The following is a 20,970-nucleotide window of genomic DNA, read 5'->3' as shown; positions in this document are numbered from 1 at the left end:
CGCCGAGCCCCCAAACAAGTTGAGTTTCGCCGTGCGGCTTCAAAAAGCCCGGCGTTAGAAATTCTGGAGAGCAAATATGCCCCAAATCCTCATGCCCGCCCTGTCTCCCACTATGGAAGAAGGCAAGCTGGCCAAGTGGCTGGTAAAAGTTGGTGATGTCGTAAAGTCTGGCGATGTGCTGGCGGAAATCGAAACCGATAAGGCGACGATGGAAGTTGAAGCGGTCGACGAAGGCACTGTTTCGGAAATCTTGATCGCCGACGGCACTGAAGGCGTAAAGGTCAACACCCCGATCGCCGTCATTCTGGCTGAAGGCGAAGTGGCCGGCGAAAAGGCGGCTCCGGCTGCCGTTGAAGCGACCACTACGGACACTGCGGCTCCTGCCGCTGATGCGCCCGTTGCGGCGGCACCAGCCACGGAAGCGCCAAAGTTTGTCGCGCAGAACGATCCGGACCTGCCGGAAGGCGTCGAAATGGTGGAGCTCACCGTTCGTCAGGCGCTGAACGAAGCCATGGCCGAAGAAATGCGCGCTGATGGCAACGTCTTCATCATGGGTGAAGAAGTCGCTGAATATCAGGGCGCCTATAAGGTCACTCAGGGCCTGCTGCAGGAATTTGGGCCGCAGCGCGTTATCGATACCCCGATTACCGAGCACGGTTTTGCCGGTCTCGCGGTTGGTGCGGCCTTTGCTGGCCTGAAGCCAATCGTTGAATTCATGACCTGGAATTTTGGCATGCAGGCCATCGACCAGATCATCAACTCGGCTGCAAAGCAGCTCTATATGTCCGGCGGTCAGGTGACGGCACCTATGGTGTTCCGTGGCCCGAACGGCGCGGCAGCACGCGTGGGCGCGCAGCACAGCCAAGACTACTCGGCATGGTACAGCCATGTTCCGGGTCTGACCGTTATCGCGCCTTACAGCGCCGCTGACGCCAAGGGCCTGTTGAAGGCTGCGATCAAGTCGCCAAACCCGATCATCTTCCTCGAAAACGAAATCCTTTATAACTCCACTGGCCTCGTGCCGAAGATGGATGATTTCGTTCTGCCAATCGGTAAGGCTCGTGTTGCCCGTCAGGGTAAGGACGTCACCATCGTGTCGTTCTCCATGGGCATGCGCTACGCTACTCTGGCAACCGAAAAGCTGGTCGCGGCTGGCGTTGACGTTGAACTGATTGACCTGCGTACCCTCCGCCCAATGGACACCGATACCATTATTGCATCGGTCAAGAAGACCGGGCGCTTGGTGACGGTTGAAGAGGGTTGGCCGCAGGGTGGTATCGGCGCGGAAATCGCTGCCGTCGTCATGGAACAGGCGTTCGATTATCTCGACGCGCCGGTGACCCGCGTGACTGGCAAGGACGTGCCAATGCCTTACGCTGCGAACCTTGAAAAGCTGGCGCTGCCAAGCGTTGACGATGTGATCGCAGCGGTCAATGCTGTGACCTATCGCTCTTAAGGAGAAGCCGGATGCCAATTAACATCACCATGCCGGCGCTCTCTCCGACGATGGAAGAGGGCAAGCTCGCCAAGTGGCACGTTAAGGAAGGGGACAGCGTCTCCTCCGGCGACGTTATCGCGGAAATTGAAACCGACAAGGCGACCATGGAAGTGGAAGCTGTCGATGAAGGCAAGATCGGTAAGATCTTGGTTGCCGAAGGCACTGACAACGTCAAGGTGAACGCGGTTATCGCGGTTCTCCTGCAGGACGGTGAAGAGGCTTCGGCGGCAGATGCGGCTCCGGCCGCAGCGCCAGCGCCAAAGGCTGAACAGCCAAAAGCCGCTGCACCTGTGCCAGCGCCTGCTGCGATGGCAGAAGCACCAAAGGCGGCAGCTCCGGCTCCGGCCAAGGCCGAAGGTAGTCGCGTCTTCGCTTCGCCATTGGCAAAGCGCCTTGCCAAGGAAGCTGGCATCGAAATCGGTTCGGTTTCGGGCACGGGTCCAAAGGGCCGCGTGATCAAGGCTGACGTTGAAGCGGCAAAGTCGGGCAAGACCCCGCTCAAGGCTGCGGCTTCTGCTCCAGCTTCGACCCCATTTTCTGCTGGCACGATTTCGGCAGGCATGACCAAGGCTCAGGTCTTGGCGCTTTACGAAGAAGGCACCTACGAGCTGGTTCCTGCCGATGGCATGCGCAAGGTCGTGGCGGCGCGCCTCACCGAAAGCAAGCAGTCGGTTCCGCACTTCTACCTGACGCTCGATTGCAAGATCGATGCGCTCATGGCCGCGCGCGAGCAGATCAATGCCTCGGCTCCGAAGAACAAGGACGGCAAGCCAGCCTTCAAGCTCTCGGTCAATGACTTCGTCATGAAGGCTTGGGCTGTGGCGCTGCAGCGCGTGCCAATGGCCAATGCGACTTGGGCAGGTGACGCGATCCTCTATCACAAGCGTTCGGACGTGGCGGTTGCCGTGTCGGTGCCAGGTGGTCTCTTCACCCCAGTGGTGCGTTCGGCAGATACCAAGACGCTGCGCGAAATCTCTGATGCGGTGAAGGATCTGGCGACCCGCGCGAAGAACAAGAAGCTCGCGCCACAGGAATATCAAGGCGGTTCGTCTTCTGTGTCGAACCTCGGGATGTTCGGCATCAAAACCTTCTCGGCTGTGATCAACCCGCCGCATGGCACGATCCTGGCTGTGGGTGCGGGCGAAGAGCGCGTTTACCCAGAAAACGGTCAGATCAAGATCGGTCAGTTCATGACCGTCACGCTCTCCTGTGACCACCGTGCCGTTGACGGCGCGCTGGGTGCGGAACTCTTGGGCGTGTTCAAGAGCCTGATTGAAAACCCGGTGATGATGCTGGCGTAAAGGGGTTTGGCGATGAAGACTATTCTCGCCTTTGGCGACAGCCTGACGTACGGGGCCAATCCGGTAACGGGTGGCCCGCGTCACGCCTATGAACACCGCTGGCCGACTGCGCTTGAACAGGGGCTTGGCGGGGCTGCACGGGTGATTGCCGAGGGCATGGGTGGTCGCACCACCGTTTGCGACGACTGGTTTGCTCCGGGCGATCGCAATGGTGGGCGCATTCTGCCGACCTTGCTGGAAAGCCATTCCCCGCTCGATCTCGTCATCATCATGCTCGGCACCAATGACCTCAAGCCAGCCATCAATGGCTCGGCCTTGCAGGCATCCTTTGGTATCCGGCGGCTGGTTCAGATCATTCGCGAGCATGCAGCAGGCAAGGCGATTGCTGCGCCTGCGATCATCATCGCCGCGCCACCTCATATTTGTGACACCGACCATGCCGATATGATCGGCCATTTCGGTGGCTTTGCGCATGCGTCGAGCCAGTCACAGCTGTTCGCCGAGCATTATGCGCGTCGCGCGGCTGAGCTGAACACGGGCTTTTTCGACGCTTCGACAGTTGCGCAGGCAGACCCGCGTGATGGTGTTCACCTCGATGAAGCGAATACACGCGCGATTGGTCTCGGTCTTGTGCCGCTTGTTAAACAGACACTGGGTCTTTGACTCAAAAATTCGTGGAGGCCCTCATGGCTGACCAATACGACCTTCTCGTTATCGGCGCCGGTCCCGGCGGTTACATCGCAGCCATTCGTGGCGCGCAGCTCGGGATGAAGGTGGGGATCATTGAGCGCGAGCATATGGCTGGCATCTGCTCCAACTGGGGCTGTATCCCGACCAAGGCGCTGCTGCGCTCTGCCGAAATCTACGGTCACATGACCCACGCCAAAGACTATGGCCTTACGGCTGAAAAGTTCGGCTTTGACCTCGACGGTATTGTGGCCCGTTCGCGCGCGATTGCTGCGCAGATGAACAATGGCGTGCAGTTCCTGATGAAGAAGAACAAGGTCGACATCATCTGGGGCGAAGCGACCATCACCAAGGCCGGTGAAGTCAAGGTTTCCCCGACCAAGAAGGCGATTGTTCAGCCGCAGGGCCCTGTGCCGAAGAATGCGCTGGGCGAGGGCACCTACAAGGCCAAGAACATCATTATCGCCACTGGTGCACGTCCGCGTCAGCTGCCGGGCATTGAAGCCGATGGCGATAAGATTTGGACCTATTTTGAAGCGCTGAAGCCTGCCGCCATGCCGAAGTCGTTGGTGGTTATGGGCTCGGGCGCGATTGGTATCGAGTTCGCATCCTTCTACCGTTCGCTTGGCGCGGAAGTGACCGTTATCGAACTGCTTTCGCAGATCATGCCGGTGGAAGACGCTGAAATTTCCGGTCTCGTGCGCAAGCGTTTGGAAAAACGCGGCATCAAGATCATCACTGAAGCCAAGGTGGCCAAGGTCGAAAAGACCGCGACGGGCGTTATCGCTCACGTTGAAACCAAGGACGGCAAGACCCAGCAGATCGCTGGCGACAAGCTGATCTCGGCGGTTGGCGTGCAGTGCAACACCGAGGGCCTCGGCCTCGAGACCGTTGGTGTGCAGCTCGATCGCGGTGCCATTGTCACCGACGGTTATGGCAAGACCAATATCGAGGGCATCTGGGCCATCGGCGACGTTGCTGGCCCACCAATGCTGGCGCACAAGGCCGAGCATGAAGCGGTTATCACGGTCGAAAAGATCGCGGGCCTACCAGTGCATGGCCTCGACAAGAGCAAAATCCCGGGCTGCACCTATTGCGAGCCACAGGTGGCTAGTGTCGGTCTGACCGAAGCTAAGGCCAAGGAAGCTGGTCGCGAGATCCGTGTTGGTCGTTTCCCCTTCGTGGGCAATGGCAAGGCGATTGCTCTGGGCGAGCCTGATGGCCTTGTGAAGACCATTTTTGACGCCAAGACTGGCGAGCTTTTGGGCGCGCACATGGTCGGCGCGGAAGTGACCGAGCTGATCCAGGGCTTTGTGGTGGCGATGAACCTCGAAACCACTGAAGAAGACCTGATGCACACGATCTTCCCGCATCCGACCCTGTCGGAGTCGATGAAGGAATCCGTGCTCGATGCCTATGGTAAGGCTCTGAACATCTAAGTTCGATACAAGCTTTGCTGCTCCCGCTTTTGGCGGGGGTAGCCCAATAGCTGAGTGAGTTGGGGTTGAACCCGCCGCTCAAGGGAGCGATATAACGGGAAGTTTCCCAGTCAGGACTGATATGGTCACGCTCATCGACAATTCGGCCAAGCCGCGTCACCCGGAAAAGGCCAATCGCCCCGATAGTATCGTCTTGCGCAAGCCGGACTGGATCCGCGTGAAAGCGCCGGGCTCGCCAATCTATAAGGAAACCCAGCAGATCGTGCGCGAGAACAATCTCGTTACGGTTTGCGAAGAAGCGGGTTGCCCTAATATCGGTGAGTGCTGGAGCAAGAAGCACGCGACCATGATGATCATGGGGGAAATCTGCACCCGTGCTTGCGCATTCTGTAACGTCCGCACCGGCATGCCTGGGCCACTCGATCCGCTCGAGCCTGAAAACGTCGCTAAGGCCGTCAACAAACTTGGTCTTGAGCATGTGGTGATCACCTCGGTAGACCGTGACGATCTCGCTGATGGCGGTGCGCAGCACTTTGCCGATGTGATTTTGGCGATCCGTGCGCTCAATCCGAAGACCACCATCGAAATTCTGACCCCGGACTTCCTCCGCAAGGAAGGGGCTTTGGAAATCGTCGTGGCGGCAAAGCCAGACGTCTTCAACCACAATCTTGAAACCGTGCCGTCAAAATATTTGAAGGTACGTCCGGGTGCGCGTTACTTCCATTCGATCCGTCTGCTGGATCGGGTGAAGGAACTCGACCCAACCATTTTCACCAAGTCTGGCATCATGGTTGGCTTGGGCGAAGAGCGGAACGAAGTTTTGCAGCTGATGGACGATCTGCGTTCGGCCGACGTCGACTTCTTGACTATCGGGCAATACCTGCAGCCGACCAAGAAGCACTATCCGCTGCAGCGCTTTGTAACGCCGGAAGAATTCAAGTCGTTTGCCACAGTTGCGACGGCCAAGGGGTTCTTGTTGGTATCGTCCAGCCCGCTGACCCGCTCGTCTCACCACGCCGGCGAAGACTTTGCGCGCCTCAAGGCCAACCGCATGCAGAAGCTCGGTCACTGAATGAAACGCTTTTATGACCGCCACGTCCCTCATTTGCCCCAGCGCATGTATGAGATCGTGGCGGACCTTAACGACTATCCGCGCTTTATCCCGAATTGCGCAGCCATGCAGGTTCGCCCCGATCCGACAGCACAGTCGGATACCGTCGTTCTCGCCAAAATGACCATTGCTTTCGGTCCCATCACGCAAGGCTACACCAGCCGAGTGACCATGGACCCTGAGGCATTGACCATTCGCGCCAAAGCGGTTGATGGGCCGTTTTCCTATCTCGATAGCGTGTGGAGCTTTGAGCCTGAAGGGCAGGGCACGCGCGTCAAATTTGAGATCGATTTTAAGATCTCCAACCCATTTATTGCTACCGTTGCAGAGCCAGCTTTTGCTGCCAAGCAGGAAGAGATCATGCGGGCATTTTCTGACGAAGCTGATCGACGGTTTGGTGCGTGATGATCGAGCTGTCCGGTAGCCTCATTTGCGCAAATGAAACCGAAGCGGCCCTCGTTCGCTCACTGCTGCCCCTGCACATAGAACTGACCCTGGCCGAGCCGGGTTGTTTGGTGTTTGAAGTGAAGGAAACTGACGTTCCCCTGGTGTGGAGCGTTTTCGAGCAGTTTTCGGACCGAGCATCTTTCGACGCTCATCAGGCTCGTGTGCGGGCGTCCAAGTGGGGCCAAGAGGGCGCTCATATCAAACGCGATTACAAAATCGTCGAAATGCGCTAGCGTCGCTCCACTGATCCGCGGCGGGCGACATGATTAGAAAACTCGAATGCGTCTGCATTCCGACAGACGATATCGTTGCCTCGGAGGCGTTCTATCTCAAACTTGGTCTGACTCGCGCTTGGAGCATCGAGCGTCCGCTCGCAGTTGGCGAAATGTGGACCTTGGTTGGCCTCAAATTTCCTGAAGCTCAGAGTTCAGAAATGGTCTTGAGCAATAATTCTGATGTTCGGCTCGTCGAGGTGGAGCTGTTGTGCGATGACGTGCGCCAGACCTTCGCCGAGCTTCATGGTGCCGCGGGTGTCGAATGGATTCGGGAGCCTTTTGCGACCGAGAGCGGCCATGTTGCGGTAATGAAAGCGCCAGACGGAAACGTCTTCGTGCTCGTCGGGCCATAAAAACTCTAGGCTCCCCGAAGGGAGCCCATTTCGTTCACTGGAAAGCGGTTTCGGCAAAACTACGCAGCTTGCGCGAGTGCAGGCGCTCGGCGGGTTGGTCGCGCAGAATTTCCATCGCCCGCAATCCAACCTGCAAGTGACGATTGACCTGTGTGCGGTAAAAGTCGGAGGCCATGCCAGGGAGCTTTAGCTCGCCATGCAAAGGCTTGTCGGAGACGCAGAGCAAGGTGCCGTAGGGAACGCGGAACCTAAAACCGTTGGCGGCGATGGTGGCGCTTTCCATATCAAGGGCCACAGCACGTGATTGGCTGAGCTGGCGCGTGATCTGGGCCTGATCCCAGAGTTCCCAATTGCGGTTGTCAAACGTCGCGACCGTGCCGGTGCGCATGATCTTCTTGGTTTCGACGCCTTCTGTGTCGGTGATCTCGTGCACGGCCTGCTCGAGCGCGACCTGAATTTCGGCCAAGGCTGGGATTGGCACGGAGAGCGGCAAGTCAGCGTCGAGCACGTGGTCCTCACGCACATAGGCGTGGGCGAGGACATAGTCGCCCAGTTCCTGGCTGTTGCGGAGCCCCGCGCAGTGGCCCAGCATGATCCAGGCATGTGGGCGCAGCACCGCAATGTGGTCGGTGATGGTTTTGGCGTTCGACGGACCAACCCCGATATTGACCATGGTGATGCCGCGACCGCGCTCACCCACCAAGTGATAGGCCGGCATTTGCGGTGTGCGGATCGGTGGCGAGCCAGTGACCGCGCCGCCGGTCAGCATGTTGTCGGTCGAGACGTTTCCTGGCTCGATAAACCGCAGATAATCCGGGTGATTTTTCGCCATATGGCTTTTGGCGATGGCGCAGAACTCGTCGATGTAGAACTGGTAATTCGTGAAGATCACAAAGTTCTGGAAATGCTCAGGGCTGGTGCCTGTGTAGTGCGACAGGCGTTGCAGCGAATAGTCGACGCGCGGGCCTGTGAAGGCTGACAGCGGGTATGGGCCACCGCGTGGCGGGACATAGGTTCCGTTGGCGATCTCATCGTCAGTATTGGCCAGGTCGGGCACGTCAAACACATCGCGCAGCGGTACGTTCAGCGCGTTGATCGCCTGACCATCGAGATGGTCATTGGGGTTGAGCGCGAAGTGCAAGGGCAGCGGCGTGTCGCTTTCAACGATGTCGATGGTGCCGCCGTGATTGGTGAGGATCACCGAGAACTGGTCAATGAGATAGCCCTTGAACAGGTCAGGCGCCGTAACGGTGGTGCGATAGATGCCCGGCGTATGCAGATAGCCGTAGGGAAGGGTACTTTCGTGCTTGGAATAGCTGGTCGAACGCACTTCCACCTGCGGGTAGTAGGCGCGGACGCGGCCAGCGGGCACCGTGCCCTTGGTGAGAGCCTCGAGATGGCTGCGGATGAAGGCGCAGTTGCGGTGATAGAGTTGGGCTAGGCATGCCCAAGCGGCCTCCGGATCTGTGAAAGATTGCTTTTCGAGACGCGGCGGAGACAGCGTGGTCATGGATACCTCATTGGACTCATCAGAGTGTTTCTCTGAACTGCGCCACAACTATAGTCGCCGTATGACATTGGCTCAACGGTAGGCGGAGATAAGTCCGGCCTTCACGCTTGCGTGAGCACTACTTTTCTTGCCGTAATTCTTAGCCATCTACTGGTGCATCTCATCGCAGTGGCAAACGACCCATGCAAGCGATGAGTGGGATGAAGTCAGCCGCTTGTCCCCCAAGCCCTCAACAGTGCGGCAGGCAAGATCCCAGAGGCCGTCCGGCAGTAATGCGGGACGGCCTTTTCTTGGATTTAGTTTTCGCCTGAGTAGTCAACGATCGTAACGGGGTTCATTTCGCCGTCATAGCTCGCGTCGACGTCGTATTTCTTTAGCGAAAATGTGCCGTCGCTGAACACCCAGGTACCGGCAGAGCTGGCATCGCCAAGGCCGCGCCACTTCGAATATTCGGTGATGGTCAAAGTCTCTTCGTCGAAGTGAGAATTGACCAAACCTAGGGTCGTGCCCATGCCCTTGACGGAGATGTCTTCGACTTCGCCCTCATAGTCATCATTGACATAGCGAACATCGATATCCGGCTGGGCGAAAGCGATGGGGCGCAGGCCTTCGGTGTCGGTGTAGAGGTAGTAGCTGTCCGTTATATTATAGGCTCCGGCCATGCAGAACATGCTGATGAGCGTGACTTTTTGCTTTTGCTCCTCGTCGTCTGTCCAGCTGGGCTGATAGGAAATCTCCCAGGCCCCATAAGCGTCGTCCTGAAAATACTCGTCTGGTTCTGAACAGACTTCGCCGCCCGCGGCTTGGTGCAATTTGGTTGCAGCTTCTCTGAGGTCGATATCGTTTGCGGCAGCAGCGCTGACCGAAAGCGCTATCAAAGGCAGCCAAAGCAATGGACGGATCATTTCTCTTCCCTTATGTCGTGCGCATCGCGCAGGACTCGCGATGTACTTCCGTTATTGAACCAGAATGAGGCCAAAATGACCGCAAAAATCATCGATGGCAAAACCTTCGCCGAAAACTTGCGCAAGCGGGTCGCAGGTCACGTCGAACGCCTCAAGACGGAACACGGTATTACGCCGGGCCTCGCTGTGGTGATTGTCGGCGAAGATCCGGCAAGCCAAGTCTATGTCACCAACAAAGCCAAGCAGACGGCTGAAGTGGGCATGGCTTCGTTCAAGCACGAATTGCCAGCCGACGCTTCGGAAGCCGAACTCATCGCGCTGGTTCATAAGCTGAACAATGATCCGGCCGTGCATGGCATTCTGGTGCAAATGCCGGTGCCAAAGCACATCGACGGCAATAAGGTCATTGAGGCGATTTCACCGGCTAAAGACGTCGACAGCTTTACCGCTGAAAACGTTGGTAAGGTGCAGATTGGCCTGCCGGGCCCCGTGTCCTGCACGCCCCTTGGCTGCCTGATGCTGCTGCGCGATGAACTCGGCTCGCTCGAAGGCAAGAACGCTGTCATCATTGGTCGGTCCAACCTTGTTGGTAAGCCGATGATGCAGCTGTTGCTGCGCGACAATTGCACTGTCACCGTGGCGCACTCGCGCACCCAAAACCTTGCCGACGTTGTCCGCGCCGCTGACATTGTGGTCGCCGCTGTTGGCCGTCCGCACATGGTCAAGGGCGATTGGATCAAGCCAGGCGCTGTAGTCATCGACGTTGGCATCAATCGCATTCCGGCGCCGGAAAAGGGCGAAGGCAAAACCCGCCTCGTTGGCGACGTGGATACCGCCGCTGCGGCGGAAGTCGCGGGTGCGATTACCCCGGTTCCCGGTGGCGTTGGTCCGATGACCATCGCGTGCCTTCTGGCGAACACGATCACGACGGCATCGCTGATTAACGGCCTTGTGCCACCGAGCGATCTCACGGCATGAGTGATCTCTTCGGATATGAGCCGGACGCGCATGATCCGGGCGGTAAGGTGCGGTTGCGCCTTGGTGCCGGGGTCAATGGCGATGCGGTGATCTCCGAGGATGGCCGCTATAGACAAGTCATGCGCCGTTGGCTCGGGGAGCAATTTCCCGAGCGCTATATTCTGTTTATTGGCATGAACCCATCAACCGCCGACGCGAGTGTGGATGATCCAACTTGCGCGCGCGAGTGGGGCTTCTCCCGCCGCGAAGGCTTTGAGGGCATGGTGAAGTGCAACGTCGGCGATTATCGCGCGACACACCCCAAAATGCTGCTCGAAGACGGCGTGGAAGCAGTGTCGCCAGTCAATCTGCCGACCATATTAGGTCTGGCAACGAAGGCGGGGCGGGTCGTGCTCTGCCACGGCAAGCTCAACAAGGCGCTCGCGCCTGCCGGGCAGCAGCTGGTGAGTGCGCTGGAAGCCGCCAAAGTGCCGCTTTATTGCTTCGGCAAGAACGGCGATGGCTCCCCAAAACACCCGCTCTATCTTCGTGGCGATACGCAGCTGGTGCGCTTCTAAGACTATTATGATCAGTGTGGGGGCAGGCCGGATCACCCGGTCGCGCCGGGTGATGTCGATGGGAGGGGCGGGGGATTGGTCTGGACCATCGTCCTCACAACCGCGCTGCCGTCTTCGCCGACGTGACAGACGAAGCCCTTGATCAATCGTCGTCGCTGCTTACAACCTGCAGGACGAGTTCCAGCGCGGCCTCTACGGTTGCTTTGCGGATCTCGTCGCGGCCGATGTCGCCGAATTGGTGTTCAATGACGACCGTGGCGAGCTCTGTCGACACCGCGACATAGACCAAGCCAACGGGCTTTTTGTCTGAACCGCCATCCGGCCCGGCAATGCCCGTGCTCGACACGGCAATATCGGCATTGGCCGTGTTCCGCGCGCCGTCCGCCATAGCGCGGGCAACTTGATTGCTGACCGCGCCATAGTCCTGAATGAGGCGAGGCTGAACATGGATCATGCTCGCCTTAGCCTCGTTGGAATAGGTGATGAAACCACCGAAGAGAGCGGCTGAAGAGCCGGGAACATCAGTCAGCGCGGCGGCGATCATGCCGCCTGTGCAGCTTTCAGCGGTTACAATCGAAAGCTTCCGGTCCGAAAGGGCGGAAATAACCCGTTTTGCAGTGCTGAGTGGTGCAGATTTAGAAGCCAACTAGTCCTCCCTGGGTACCTCAATGCTCGCGCTGGCCATGGCAACCATGCCTTCCTCTCGCCCAATGAAACCGAGCTTTTCATTGGTTGTCGCCTTAACGTTGACACGCGAAGGCGAGATCCCGAGAGTTTCAGCAATAACTGCACACATGGCTGGTGCGTGTTTTGCAATCCTCGGCGCTTCTGCAACAATTGTCACGTCCAGATTTACGATACGTGCCTTGCGTTCAGCGACAAGCTTGCCCGCATGTTTGAGGAATATTGTAGAAGCAGCACCACGCCACTGCTCATCACTTGGTGGGAAGTGGATGCCGATGTCTCCCGCGCCAATTGCCCCGAGAATAGCGTCAGTCAAAGCATGGAGCGCAACGTCGGCATCGGAATGGCCATTGAGCTTCGAATGGTGCGGAATTTTGACGCCACAAAGCCATACGGCATCACCGGGCTCGAAATAATGCACGTCATAGCCGGTGCCAACACGCGTTTCGAACATGGTTTCTCCTGCCAGCAATCGCTCTGCACGAGCGAAGTCTTCCGGGTGTGTAATTTTGAAATTGTCGCGGTCGCCAGGGACCATTTTGACCCGCATACCCGCCCATTCGGCGATTTCGGCATCATCGGTAAATTCTCGACGGACAGTGCCGGTGCGCATGTGGGCAGAAAAGATTGGACCGAACCGGAAACCCTGAGGTGTTTGGGCGGCGAACAGCAGATTTCTGTCTTCAGTTTTGGAAATCAGACCGTCACCAAGGCTGCGCTTGATCGTGTCTGTTGTTGGAAGTGTCGGCAATGCGCCATCGTGCTCCTTAAGGGCTTCAATGACATCATCTATGATGCGATGCGAAACGAATGGACGTGCGGCATCTTGGATCAGCACGCGGTCAATGCGGAGTTTGGCAAGCGCTTTTAGGCCTTCCAGCACAGAGGCTTGACGAGTCGCTCCACCAGGCACTGCGTCGTGTAGCCGTTCATGGTGCAAGCCCAAATCGGCATAGCGTTGCGCATGATCTGGGTGGATTACGGGCAATACGAGGGTCACAGATTCGTGGCCTAGAAACGCTTCTATGGTTCTGGACAATACCGATTTTCCGGCGATTTCTCGGTATTGCTTGGGATCGGCGATCCCATTGGCATTGGCACGTTCGCCTTTTCCGGCCGCAACGACGATAACGGCTATGGATTTTGAAGACATGTCGATGTAGGCACTCACAAGAACCGCTATTGGTTAAAGGTCTAGCCCTCCGCCCGACATGCGGCAAGAGCAGGGCTGATTTGCTCAAGTTTTACAGCCAGTACGTGTTGCGCCCTGACTGAAAATGATTATTGTGCAGGCACTTCCTTACTCCTGACCAAAACTGGTGCAATTCTTGTCTTCAAATGCACGCCCGTTGAGCATCGGGGGCCACGCATTGCGCAATCGTGCAATATTGGCGCCGATGGCCGGTATCACGGACCGACCCTTCCGCGAGATTGCGGAGCGGTTTGGCGCGGGCTTGGTTGTGTCAGAAATGGTCGCCAGCGCGGCCTTGACCACCGGCCACAGCGGCATGGTTCAAAAGCTCGGGCGAGCGGGCTCCTTGCCTCATATGGTCCAGTTGGCGGGCTGCGACCCGCATTGGATGTCTGAGGGTGCGCGCATTGCCGAAGATGCGGGTGCCGATATTATCGATATCAATTTCGGCTGTCCTGCCAAGCGCGTCACCACGGGTTACGCCGGCTCTGCGTTGATGCGCGTTCCAGACCAGGCTTTGGCTATTGTCGAGGCGGTTTCGGCCGCGACATCCAAGCCGGTGACCGTCAAGATGCGCCTCGGTTGGGATGATGACAGCCTCAATGCACCCCAGATTGCGAACCTTGCTGTGAGTGCAGGGGCGCAAATGATCACCGTTCACGGCCGTACTCGCCAGCAATTCTACAAGGGCACGGCCCGCTGGGCGCTGGTGCGCGAAGTTGTCGAAAGTGTTTCGGTTCCTGTCGTCGTTAACGGCGATATCGTCGATGAAGCCAGCGCACGAACAGCACTTGAGCAATCTGGTGCAGCCGCAGTGATGCTTGGGCGTGGCGCGCAGGGGCAACCGTGGAAGGTTGCGCAAATCGGGGCGGCCTTGGCGGGGCAGGTGGGGCCAGAAGCGCCAACCGGCGACGCCCTTATTGCGCTCATCAGAGAGCATTACGAGAATATGCTGAGCGATTATGGCATCGAAGTTGGTCTGCGCGCTGCGCGCAAGCATCTCGATTGGTATGCTGACGCAGCCAATCTTCAACTTGATAAGCCGACCCGTAAGGCTTTGCTAGACAACGACAATCCGAGTGCAGTTATAGCACTGATTGGTGACGTATTTTCCGGCCATTGGAGTGCCGCTGCATGACAAATGCGACTATCTCTGATGTTGACTCGATCGCAGCCCGATCTGTCCTTCAGGCTCTGCCACAGCCGATCATGGTTCTCACCGCAGAGCGGCACATCAGCTTTGCCAATTATGCCGCTGAGGCCTTCTTCGGCGCATCAATGAGCGTGCTGTCGCGCCAGACGCTAGACGATCTTATTGCGTTTGGGTCGCCCATCATCTCGCTGGTCGAAAGTGTGATCCAGCGTCGCGCACCAATGACTGAGTACCGCGTCTTGGTTGGTTCGTCCCGTTTTGGCGACGAACGCGTTGCTGACGTTTTCGCTAGTCCGCTAACCGACAGTGACGACCGCATCGCCATTCTTATCCAAGAGCGCACCATGGCCGATAAGATCGACCGCCAGATGGTGTCTCGCGGCGCGGCAAAATCGGTGACGGGCCTCGCGGCGATGTTGGCACACGAAATTAAGAACCCACTCTCTGGTATTCGCGGCGCAGCACAGTTGCTGGAATCCTCTATCCCGCCAGAGGAAATGCCGCTGGCGCGTCTCATTCGGGATGAGACCGATCGTATTGTTCATCTGATTGATCGCGTTGAAGTGTTCGGCGATGAACGCCCGCTGGAGCGTGAGCCGATCAATATTCACGTCGTTCTTGACCGGGTCAAACTGCTCGCTCGAAATGGCGTCTCTCGCGGCATTACCTTCTACGAAGAGTATGATCCTTCGCTGCCGCCTGTTCTGGGAAACCGCGATCGGCTGATCCAAGTCTTCTTGAATTTAATCAAGAACGCCTCGGAAGCCCTTGAAAAAACACATAATCCTGAAATCCGAATTTCGACAGCCTTCCGGCCCGGCATCCGCATAGCGGTGTCTGGTGTGGCGCAGCGCATTTCGCTGCCGCTTGAAATTTTGATTGAGGATAACGGCCCCGGCGTACCGCCAGATATTATGCCATTCCTATTCGACCCCTTCGTCACGACGAAGATGAACGGCTCAGGCTTAGGTCTGCCTTTGGTGGCAAAGATCATCGGCGATCATGGCGGTGTCATTGATTGCGAAAGCCGGCCGGGTCGTACCCGTTTCCGAATTCTTCTGCCGGTCGCTAAAGGCGATTTGCAGGACTCTGTTGAAGCTGAAGAGGGCGCGAATTCATGAGCCATGTCGTTCTGCTTGCCGATGACGATGCGGCGATCCGTATGGTGCTGAACCAAGCGTTGACCCGTGCAGGGTATGAAGTGCGCCCCACAGGCAATATCTCGACCATGTGGAATTGGGTGAGCCGTGGCGAAGGGGATATTCTGATCACCGACGTTGCCATGCCCGACGGCAGTGCTTTCGACGTCATGCCGAAAATCAAAAAGCTCCGTCCCGAGCTTCCGATGATCGTGATGAGCGCCCAGAATACTTTCATGACTGCGATCCGCGCGTCTGAAGTTGGTGCTTACGAATATCTTCCTAAGCCCTTTGATATTACTGAGGTTTTGTCTGTCGTATCGCGCGCTTTGGCCGATGCTAAGAAGCCAGCCAAAGCTGAGCGCGAAGCGGAAGAGCCATCAGAATCCATGCCCTTGGTTGGTCGCTCCACGGCCATGCAGGACATTTATCGCGCGCTCGCACGCCTGATGCAGACCGACCTCACGGTCATGGTGACGGGCGAAAGCGGGACGGGTAAGGAGCTGGTCGCTCGTGCGCTTCATGACTTTGGTAAGCGGCGCAATGGCCCCTTCGTTGCCATTAACATGGCCGCCATTCCGCGCGACTTGATCGAAGCCGAATTGTTCGGCCACGAGAAGGGTGCCTTTACGGGCGCAAATGCCCGGTCATCGGGGCGCTTTGAACAAGCCGAAGGCGGCACGCTGTTCCTCGACGAAATTGGCGATATGCCGATGGATGCGCAAACCCGTTTGCTGCGCGTCTTGCAAGAGGGCGAATACACCATGGTCGGCGGGCGCACCCCGATCAAGACCAACGTCCGTATCGTCGCTGCGACGCACCGTGATCTTAGCCAGATGATCCGCCAGGGTCTCTTCCGTGAGGATCTGTACTACCGCCTCAACGTCGTGCCCATCCGCTTGCCACCACTGCGCGAGCGCACCGATGACATTGCGGATTTGGTCGCACATTTCCTCCGTGCAGCGCAGCGTGAAGGCGAGCCCTTAAAGACCGTCTCGCCTGAAGCCATCCGCCTCATGCAGAACTACTCTTGGCCGGGTAATATCCGCGAGCTTGAAAACCTCGTGCGTCGGCTTGCAGCGCTTTATGCCGACGAGCAGATTTCGGCTGAAATCGTCCAAAATGAGCTCAATATTGCTGACCGCATCTCGGCACCGACGATGGTTGCTGGCCCCGTCGATCTCTCGATGGCGGTTGAGACTCACGTTGGCGAAGTCTTGCGTGAGTATGAGCCGAACCTGCCGCCAGCAGGATTGTATCAGCGCGTAATTGATCGTGTCGAAGCACCGTTGATCGCAATGGCCCTCAATGCCTGTGGTGGCAATCAGATTAAGGCCGCGGACCTTTTAGGGCTCAACCGCAACACTTTACGCAAGAAGATCCGCACCCATTCCATCGAGATTGTTAAGCACAGCCGTCGGGGGCTTTAGGCCTCCGATCGGATCGCCCACAGGCACTGTCACATTTTGGCAACATTTATCTTGAAGGGTTGCTCGAATTGGGTCAGGCTTTGCCATCTCCCATAAGAAGTCACTGATTGACTGCGGGAGACAACTGGCGGCGCAGCCCTCTTGCGCCGACGATAGGGGTGTTAGGCGCTTAATGACCGAATGGATTTCGGCCACAGAGAAACGCGAATTGACCTCGGACGCTTTGCGTCCGGAGCGCCGCACTCTTTTGCTCACGCAGCAGAACAACGGCCTGCGCGTGCTGGGCTTTGTGGTCGTCACCGCATCGGTCATCCTCGCCTCTATTTCCTTCCTCATTCTATCCGGTGCTACCAATATTGAGCCATCACCGATGGTGTGGACGATCATTTGGATCGTCACTGCCGTTTTGGTGTTGCTCGTCATTGCCCTTGTGGTCACCGAGGCCGTTCTGCTGGTGCAAGCACATCGCCGCCGCACGCCAGGGGCGGGGCTCCAGGTCAGCATGGTCACCATGTTCGCCTTCGTAGCGGCAGCGCCTGCGGTGCTAGTCGCTGTTGTGGCGTCGATCTCGCTGAACCAAGGTCTCGACCAATGGTTCTCCGAACGCACGCGCGCGATGGTGGAAAGCTCGCGCCTCGTGGCGCGGTCCTACATGCTCGAGCATGCTCAGGTGCTGCGCGATGACATTATCTGGGTTGCCACGGAGCTTGAGCAAGCCGTCCAGACCTATGATGCCGACCCGCAGCGATTTGAACGCATTTTGACTGCGCTCGCGGTTACACGCTCGCTCCCATTCACCTCGCTCATCGACAAAGATGGCAACACGTTAGCTCGCGCCCAGATCAATGTCTCTGGGTCGTATCCGCAGCCGCCTCCGGGGGTTACGGATGGCGTGATTGAAGGTGTGCCGACGGCAATTGCACCGGGCTCAACGCAGTTTGTAGGCTCGGTCGTCAAATTGCGCGGCTATGCCGATGCGTTCCTTTTTGTGGTGCGCCCGGTTGACCCTGAAGTGCTCGAATATATGCGTCTGACCGACGAAAATATCTCCGAGTACCGCCAGTACACGTCCAATCGCCTCGTGTTCCAGATCACCTTTACAATCATGTACATCGGTCTGGCCGTGGTTCTTCTGCTCGGCGCTCTGTGGATCGGGATTGCACTGGCCAATCGGTTCGTCGACCCAATTCGTAATCTCATGATCGCATCGCGCCATGTGTCTGCGGGTGATTTGGATATTCGGGTGCCGGTCAAAGAGGAGCGGGGAGATCTCCATGATCTTTCCTCTGGGTTTAACCGCATGACCGAGCAGTTGCGCAGTCAACGCGAGGAATTGCTCAAAGCGAACGACGTCAACGAAAAGCGCCGGCAGTTTACTGAGGCCGTGGTGGAAGGCGTGTCCGCAGGGATCATCGGTTTGGACGCATTCGGATCGGTCACTTTGGTCAACGCGCGTGCGTGCGACATGCTGGGGCGTTCGGAAATCGAGCTGATGGGCGAACGCATCGAAGCCATCCTGCCCGAGATGGCACCGACACTTGAGAAGGCGCGTTCGGCGCGCCGTGGGCAGGTGCGTGACCAAATCCAAATCGGTAATGAAACCAACCGCCGTATTTATCAGGTTCAGCTCACGCGCGAGGGCACCATCACCGAGTCCAAGGGCTATGTCGTTACCTTCGACGATATTACCGATCTTGAATCGGCGCAGCGTACCTCGGCCTGGGCAGACGTAGCCCGACGCATTGCCCACGAAATTAAAAACCCGCTGACACCGATCCAGCTTTCAGCAGAGCGACTGCGCCGCCGCTATGGCAACAAGCTTGATGATGATCGGGAAGTCTTTGACAAGTGCATCAACACCATTGTCCGGCAGGTCGGCGACATTGGCCGCATGGTTGACGAATTTTCTGCGTTCGCGCGTATGCCAGAGGCAGCGCCTGAGCGCTCCGATTTGACGGACACCGTTCGCCAAGCCGTGTTCCTCGAAAGCGTGCGCTTGCCTGAGGTCAACATCACCACCCAACTCCCAGATGAAACCATCGTGGCTTGGTTTGATGCGCGTCTTATGGCGCAGGTGCTGACCAATCTTATCAAGAACGCCGTCGAGGCCTTTGAGGGCATCCCCCTCACAGCCGAATGGCAGCCAACAATCACAGTGGACGCGCATATCGAGGGACGTAACGCGCGCGTCTCTGTGTCGGACAACGGCAAGGGCTGGCCGAAGGACAATCGCCAGCGCCTGCTTGAGCCTTATATGACGACCCGCGAAAAAGGCACCGGCCTGGGCCTTGCGATCGTCGCTAGAATTATCGAACAACACGGCGGTATCGTCGAATTGGTCGATGCAGAACCAGACGTCAACGGTCGTGTTGGCGCCTGTGTCACTTTCACCCTGCCTTTGCAGAACCCCGCAATTAGCGGCCCGTCGGAAGGGGAAGACACCCCAGCTGACCAGACGCCCCAAAAGGAGGAACCGCTGGATACAGCGGTTGTTCACAAGTAGATGGCACTCGACATTCTCATTATCGACGATGAAGACGATATCCGCGATCTGATCGCAGGCATCCTCGAAGACGAAGGTTACGACGCCCGGCAGGCGCATGACGCTGACTCTGGGCTCAATGAAATCGCACGTCGTCGCCCAAGCCTTGTATTTTTGGACATCTGGATGCAGGGCTCCCGCCTCGACGGTCTGCAGCTTTTGGATGTGATCCAGAGCCAACACCCGGACATGCCCGTGGTGATGATTTCGGGTCACGGCAATGTTGAAACCGCGGTTTCGGCGATCAAGCGCGGCGCTTACGACTACATCGAAAAGCCGTTCAAGATTGACCGCCTTCTGCATGTCACCCAACGGGCTCTGGAGGCTACGCGACTGCGCACAGAAGTTGCGGAGCTCAAAGAACGTACGCCGTCCAAAAACTCCGAAATGGTCGGCAATTCTAACGCGCTCCAGCAGGTGCGTGCACTGATTGAAAAGTCGGCCCCGACCAATTCGCGCATCTTCATTTCCGGGCCGTCTGGCTCAGGCAAGGGCCTCGTTGCGCGCGCCATCCACACGCGTAGCCCGCGTTCTGATGCGCCGTTCATCGAGATCAACGCCTCGCTCTATGCGCCCGATGAAGTTGCCGTCGTGTTGTTCGGGCGCGAGGCTCGCGACAAGTCCGGTCTCCTGAAAGTCGAAGTGGGCGCCCTTGAGCGCGCGCACGGTGGGACGCTCTATCTTTCGGAAGTGACCGCTCTCCCAGCACCTGTCCAACAGACGCTGCTGCGCACCTTGGTTGAGAACAAGTTCAGCCGCGTTGGTGGTGCACAATCGGTGGCGATCGACGTTCGCATCATTGCGGCCTCGTCCCAGAATGTCGCTGCGCAGATCGACGCTGGCGAATTCCGCTCCGATCTCTTCCATCGTTTGTCTATTGTGCCTCTGCCTTTGTCGCCGCTCCGGGAGCGCCGCGAGGACGTACCACCACTGGTGCAGGTCTTTATCGACCAAGTTTGCCGTATGCATAATTTGCAGCGCGTCACGATTGGCGATGACGCGATGGCGGTTCTGCAGACACAAGAGTGGCCCGGCAATGCGCGCCAGCTGCGCAATTCGATCGAACGCTTGCTGATCTTGATGAAAGATCAGCAACCTGAGAATGGCATAATCACTGCCACTATGTTGCCGTCAGATATTGGTGAAGTCCTACCGACCGTAGGTGACACCGATTCGTCGGCGCATCTGATGAGCCTGCCGTTGCGAGAAGCTCGCGAAGTTTTCGAACGCCAATATCTCTTGGCGCAAATCGAGCGTTTCGGCGGGAACATTTCCAAGACGGCAGAGTTTGTTGGTATGGAGCGCAGTGCGCTTCACCGTAAGATCAAGTCGTTGGGGTTGTGACAGATAATGCCGGACAGCCATGCGCGCGAGCGGGTAGGCATGTTCGGGTATTTATGTCATATTGAACTGACTACTGAAGACTAGGGTTTTGAAGCCTGTGCGGCAGTCCTTCAAAGTCCAGCGCACACAATGCGAAAACAACAGCGACAATAAAGCCGCGAAAGAGGCCAAAAATGGCTAGCGAAAAGCAGCAGAACTTACAGGATTCATTCCTGAACCACGTGCGTAAACAGAAAGTACCAGTCACTATATTCTTGGTGAACGGCGTTAAACTTCAAGGTGTGATCACCTGGTTTGACAATTTCTGCCTTCTTCTTCGTCGCGATTCCCAGTCTCAACTGGTTTACAAGCACGCCATCTCGACCATCATGCCAGGCGCGCCGATCCAGCTGTTCGATCCGGAAACGGCACAAGACAGCGACTGA

20 protein-coding genes are annotated in these 20,970 nt (G+C 57.5%); 16 read left to right on the top strand and 4 right to left on the bottom strand.

Annotated features, from left to right (window positions below):
• Positions 1 to 76: 76 nt before the first annotated feature.
• The 8 genes from H4N61_RS08275 (at position 77) to H4N61_RS08240 (ending at position 7,111) form a co-directional block, all read left to right on the top strand.
• Entirely contained in the window at positions 77 to 1,456 is a 1,380-nt protein-coding gene (locus H4N61_RS08275; RefSeq protein ID WP_169193868.1) for a pyruvate dehydrogenase complex E1 component subunit beta, read from the top strand.
• Positions 1,457 to 1,467: 11 nt separating this feature from the next.
• Positions 1,468 to 2,799, top strand: a complete 1,332-nt coding sequence (locus tag H4N61_RS08270) for a pyruvate dehydrogenase complex dihydrolipoamide acetyltransferase (RefSeq protein ID WP_182395732.1) — start codon at positions 1,468 to 1,470, stop codon at positions 2,797 to 2,799.
• A 12-nt stretch (positions 2,800 to 2,811) separates the two neighbouring features.
• Positions 2,812 to 3,462 carry a GDSL-type esterase/lipase family protein gene (locus H4N61_RS08265; RefSeq protein WP_169193870.1) on the top strand — a complete coding sequence of 217 codons (651 nt, stop codon included), beginning with the start codon at positions 2,812 to 2,814 and terminating at the stop codon, positions 3,460 to 3,462.
• 23 nt (positions 3,463 to 3,485) lie between these two features.
• Positions 3,486 to 4,925: a dihydrolipoyl dehydrogenase gene (gene lpdA / locus H4N61_RS08260; RefSeq protein WP_182395730.1), complete on the top strand. Its 1,440-nt coding sequence runs from the start codon at positions 3,486 to 3,488 to the stop codon at positions 4,923 to 4,925.
• 121 nt (positions 4,926 to 5,046) lie between these two features.
• Positions 5,047 to 5,997 carry a lipoyl synthase gene (gene lipA / locus H4N61_RS08255; RefSeq protein WP_169193872.1) on the top strand — a complete coding sequence of 317 codons (951 nt, stop codon included), beginning with the start codon at positions 5,047 to 5,049 and terminating at the stop codon, positions 5,995 to 5,997.
• Positions 5,998 to 6,441, top strand: a complete 444-nt coding sequence (locus H4N61_RS08250; RefSeq protein WP_182395729.1) for a type II toxin-antitoxin system RatA family toxin — start codon at positions 5,998 to 6,000, stop codon at positions 6,439 to 6,441.
• Positions 6,441 to 6,716 (top strand): antibiotic biosynthesis monooxygenase, encoded by a 276-nt coding sequence (locus H4N61_RS08245; protein ID WP_169193874.1) that lies wholly within the window; start codon positions 6,441 to 6,443, stop codon positions 6,714 to 6,716. Before H4N61_RS08250 ends, H4N61_RS08245 begins: the two co-directional genes overlap by 1 nt.
• A 29-nt stretch (positions 6,717 to 6,745) precedes the next feature.
• Positions 6,746 to 7,111, top strand: a complete 366-nt coding sequence (locus H4N61_RS08240; RefSeq protein ID WP_169193875.1) for a VOC family protein — start codon at positions 6,746 to 6,748, stop codon at positions 7,109 to 7,111.
• A gap of 34 nt (positions 7,112 to 7,145) precedes the next feature.
• On the opposite strand, the gene H4N61_RS08235 is transcribed toward H4N61_RS08240, so the two are convergent.
• Both H4N61_RS08235 and H4N61_RS08230 read right to left on the bottom strand, forming a co-directional pair.
• A complete protein-coding gene (locus H4N61_RS08235) occupies positions 7,146 to 8,621 on the bottom strand; it encodes an AMP nucleosidase (protein ID WP_169193876.1) in 1,476 nt (491 codons plus the stop codon).
• A 296-nt stretch (positions 8,622 to 8,917) separates the two neighbouring features.
• Complete coding sequence (locus H4N61_RS08230; protein ID WP_169193877.1) at positions 8,918 to 9,526, bottom strand: DUF1176 domain-containing protein; 609 nt, start codon at positions 9,524 to 9,526, stop codon at positions 8,918 to 8,920.
• 75 nt (positions 9,527 to 9,601) lie between these two features.
• Here H4N61_RS08230 and folD point away from each other — a divergent pair, with 75 nt between their 5' ends.
• Positions 9,602 to 10,504 (top strand): bifunctional methylenetetrahydrofolate dehydrogenase/methenyltetrahydrofolate cyclohydrolase FolD, encoded by a 903-nt coding sequence (folD, locus tag H4N61_RS08225; RefSeq protein WP_182395727.1) that lies wholly within the window; start codon positions 9,602 to 9,604, stop codon positions 10,502 to 10,504.
• On the top strand, positions 10,501 to 11,061 hold the full coding sequence (locus H4N61_RS08220; protein WP_169193879.1) for a DUF1643 domain-containing protein: 561 nt from the start codon (positions 10,501 to 10,503) through the stop codon (positions 11,059 to 11,061). Before folD ends, H4N61_RS08220 begins: the two co-directional genes overlap by 4 nt.
• A gap of 142 nt (positions 11,062 to 11,203) precedes the next feature.
• Here H4N61_RS08220 and H4N61_RS08215 read toward each other — a convergent pair whose 3' ends face one another.
• The gene (locus tag H4N61_RS08215; RefSeq protein WP_169193880.1) at positions 11,204 to 11,707 is read right to left on the bottom strand and encodes a CinA family protein; all 504 of its coding nucleotides are present in this window, start codon (positions 11,705 to 11,707) and stop codon (positions 11,204 to 11,206) included.
• A complete protein-coding gene (locus tag H4N61_RS08210) occupies positions 11,708 to 12,898 on the bottom strand; it encodes a bifunctional 2-C-methyl-D-erythritol 4-phosphate cytidylyltransferase/2-C-methyl-D-erythritol 2,4-cyclodiphosphate synthase (protein WP_169193881.1) in 1,191 nt (396 codons plus the stop codon).
• Between the two features lie 166 nt (positions 12,899 to 13,064).
• Here H4N61_RS08210 and dusB point away from each other — a divergent pair, with 166 nt between their 5' ends.
• The 6 genes from dusB to hfq all read left to right on the top strand — a co-directional run bounded on the left by dusB (position 13,065) and on the right by hfq (position 20,970).
• Complete coding sequence (gene dusB, locus H4N61_RS08205; RefSeq protein WP_199368481.1) at positions 13,065 to 14,075, top strand: tRNA dihydrouridine synthase DusB; 1,011 nt, start codon at positions 13,065 to 13,067, stop codon at positions 14,073 to 14,075.
• Complete coding sequence (locus H4N61_RS08200) at positions 14,072 to 15,211, top strand: ATP-binding protein (RefSeq protein ID WP_169193882.1); 1,140 nt, start codon at positions 14,072 to 14,074, stop codon at positions 15,209 to 15,211. Before dusB ends, H4N61_RS08200 begins: the two co-directional genes overlap by 4 nt.
• Positions 15,208 to 16,659 carry a nitrogen regulation protein NR(I) gene (ntrC, locus tag H4N61_RS08195; protein WP_182395726.1) on the top strand — a complete coding sequence of 484 codons (1,452 nt, stop codon included), beginning with the start codon at positions 15,208 to 15,210 and terminating at the stop codon, positions 16,657 to 16,659. Before H4N61_RS08200 ends, ntrC begins: the two co-directional genes overlap by 4 nt.
• Positions 16,660 to 16,831: 172 nt before the next feature.
• Positions 16,832 to 19,162: a PAS domain-containing sensor histidine kinase gene (locus H4N61_RS08190; protein ID WP_169193884.1), complete on the top strand. Its 2,331-nt coding sequence runs from the start codon at positions 16,832 to 16,834 to the stop codon at positions 19,160 to 19,162.
• Complete coding sequence (locus H4N61_RS08185; RefSeq protein WP_169193885.1) at positions 19,163 to 20,545, top strand: sigma-54 dependent transcriptional regulator; 1,383 nt, start codon at positions 19,163 to 19,165, stop codon at positions 20,543 to 20,545.
• A gap of 173 nt (positions 20,546 to 20,718) precedes the next feature.
• Complete coding sequence (gene hfq, locus H4N61_RS08180; RefSeq protein ID WP_169193886.1) at positions 20,719 to 20,970, top strand: RNA chaperone Hfq; 252 nt, start codon at positions 20,719 to 20,721, stop codon at positions 20,968 to 20,970.

Source organism: Devosia sp. MC521 (genome assembly GCF_014127105.1).
In the GTDB taxonomy this organism is placed as follows: Bacteria; Pseudomonadota; Alphaproteobacteria; order Rhizobiales; family Devosiaceae; genus Devosia.
This window is presented reverse-complemented; position numbering and strand designations above follow the sequence as displayed.

What these genes read in the sequence shown, in the direction of transcription:
- H4N61_RS08275 (WP_169193868.1), top strand. Translation starts at nt 77, where the DNA reads ATGCCCCAAATCCTCATGCCCGCCCTGTCTCCCACTATGGAAGAAGGC.
- H4N61_RS08270 (WP_182395732.1), top strand. Translation starts at nt 1,468, where the DNA reads ATGCCAATTAACATCACCATGCCGGCGCTCTCTCCGACGATGGAAGAG.
- H4N61_RS08265 (WP_169193870.1), top strand. Translation starts at nt 2,812, where the DNA reads ATGAAGACTATTCTCGCCTTTGGCGACAGCCTGACGTACGGGGCCAAT.
- lpdA (WP_182395730.1), top strand. Translation starts at nt 3,486, where the DNA reads ATGGCTGACCAATACGACCTTCTCGTTATCGGCGCCGGTCCCGGCGGT.
- lipA (WP_169193872.1), top strand. Translation starts at nt 5,047, where the DNA reads ATGGTCACGCTCATCGACAATTCGGCCAAGCCGCGTCACCCGGAAAAG.
- H4N61_RS08250 (WP_182395729.1), top strand. Translation starts at nt 5,998, where the DNA reads ATGAAACGCTTTTATGACCGCCACGTCCCTCATTTGCCCCAGCGCATG.
- H4N61_RS08245 (WP_169193874.1), top strand. Translation starts at nt 6,441, where the DNA reads ATGATCGAGCTGTCCGGTAGCCTCATTTGCGCAAATGAAACCGAAGCG.
- H4N61_RS08240 (WP_169193875.1), top strand. Translation starts at nt 6,746, where the DNA reads ATGATTAGAAAACTCGAATGCGTCTGCATTCCGACAGACGATATCGTT.
- H4N61_RS08235 (WP_169193876.1), bottom strand. Translation starts at nt 8,621, where the DNA reads ATGACCACGCTGTCTCCGCCGCGTCTCGAAAAGCAATCTTTCACAGAT.
- H4N61_RS08230 (WP_169193877.1), bottom strand. Translation starts at nt 9,526, where the DNA reads ATGATCCGTCCATTGCTTTGGCTGCCTTTGATAGCGCTTTCGGTCAGC.
- folD (WP_182395727.1), top strand. Translation starts at nt 9,602, where the DNA reads ATGACCGCAAAAATCATCGATGGCAAAACCTTCGCCGAAAACTTGCGC.
- H4N61_RS08220 (WP_169193879.1), top strand. Translation starts at nt 10,501, where the DNA reads ATGAGTGATCTCTTCGGATATGAGCCGGACGCGCATGATCCGGGCGGT.
- H4N61_RS08210 (WP_169193881.1), bottom strand. Translation starts at nt 12,898, where the DNA reads ATGTCTTCAAAATCCATAGCCGTTATCGTCGTTGCGGCCGGAAAAGGC.
- H4N61_RS08200 (WP_169193882.1), top strand. Translation starts at nt 14,072, where the DNA reads ATGACAAATGCGACTATCTCTGATGTTGACTCGATCGCAGCCCGATCT.
- ntrC (WP_182395726.1), top strand. Translation starts at nt 15,208, where the DNA reads ATGAGCCATGTCGTTCTGCTTGCCGATGACGATGCGGCGATCCGTATG.
- H4N61_RS08190 (WP_169193884.1), top strand. Translation starts at nt 16,832, where the DNA reads ATGACCGAATGGATTTCGGCCACAGAGAAACGCGAATTGACCTCGGAC.
- H4N61_RS08185 (WP_169193885.1), top strand. Translation starts at nt 19,163, where the DNA reads ATGGCACTCGACATTCTCATTATCGACGATGAAGACGATATCCGCGAT.
- hfq (WP_169193886.1), top strand. Translation starts at nt 20,719, where the DNA reads ATGGCTAGCGAAAAGCAGCAGAACTTACAGGATTCATTCCTGAACCAC.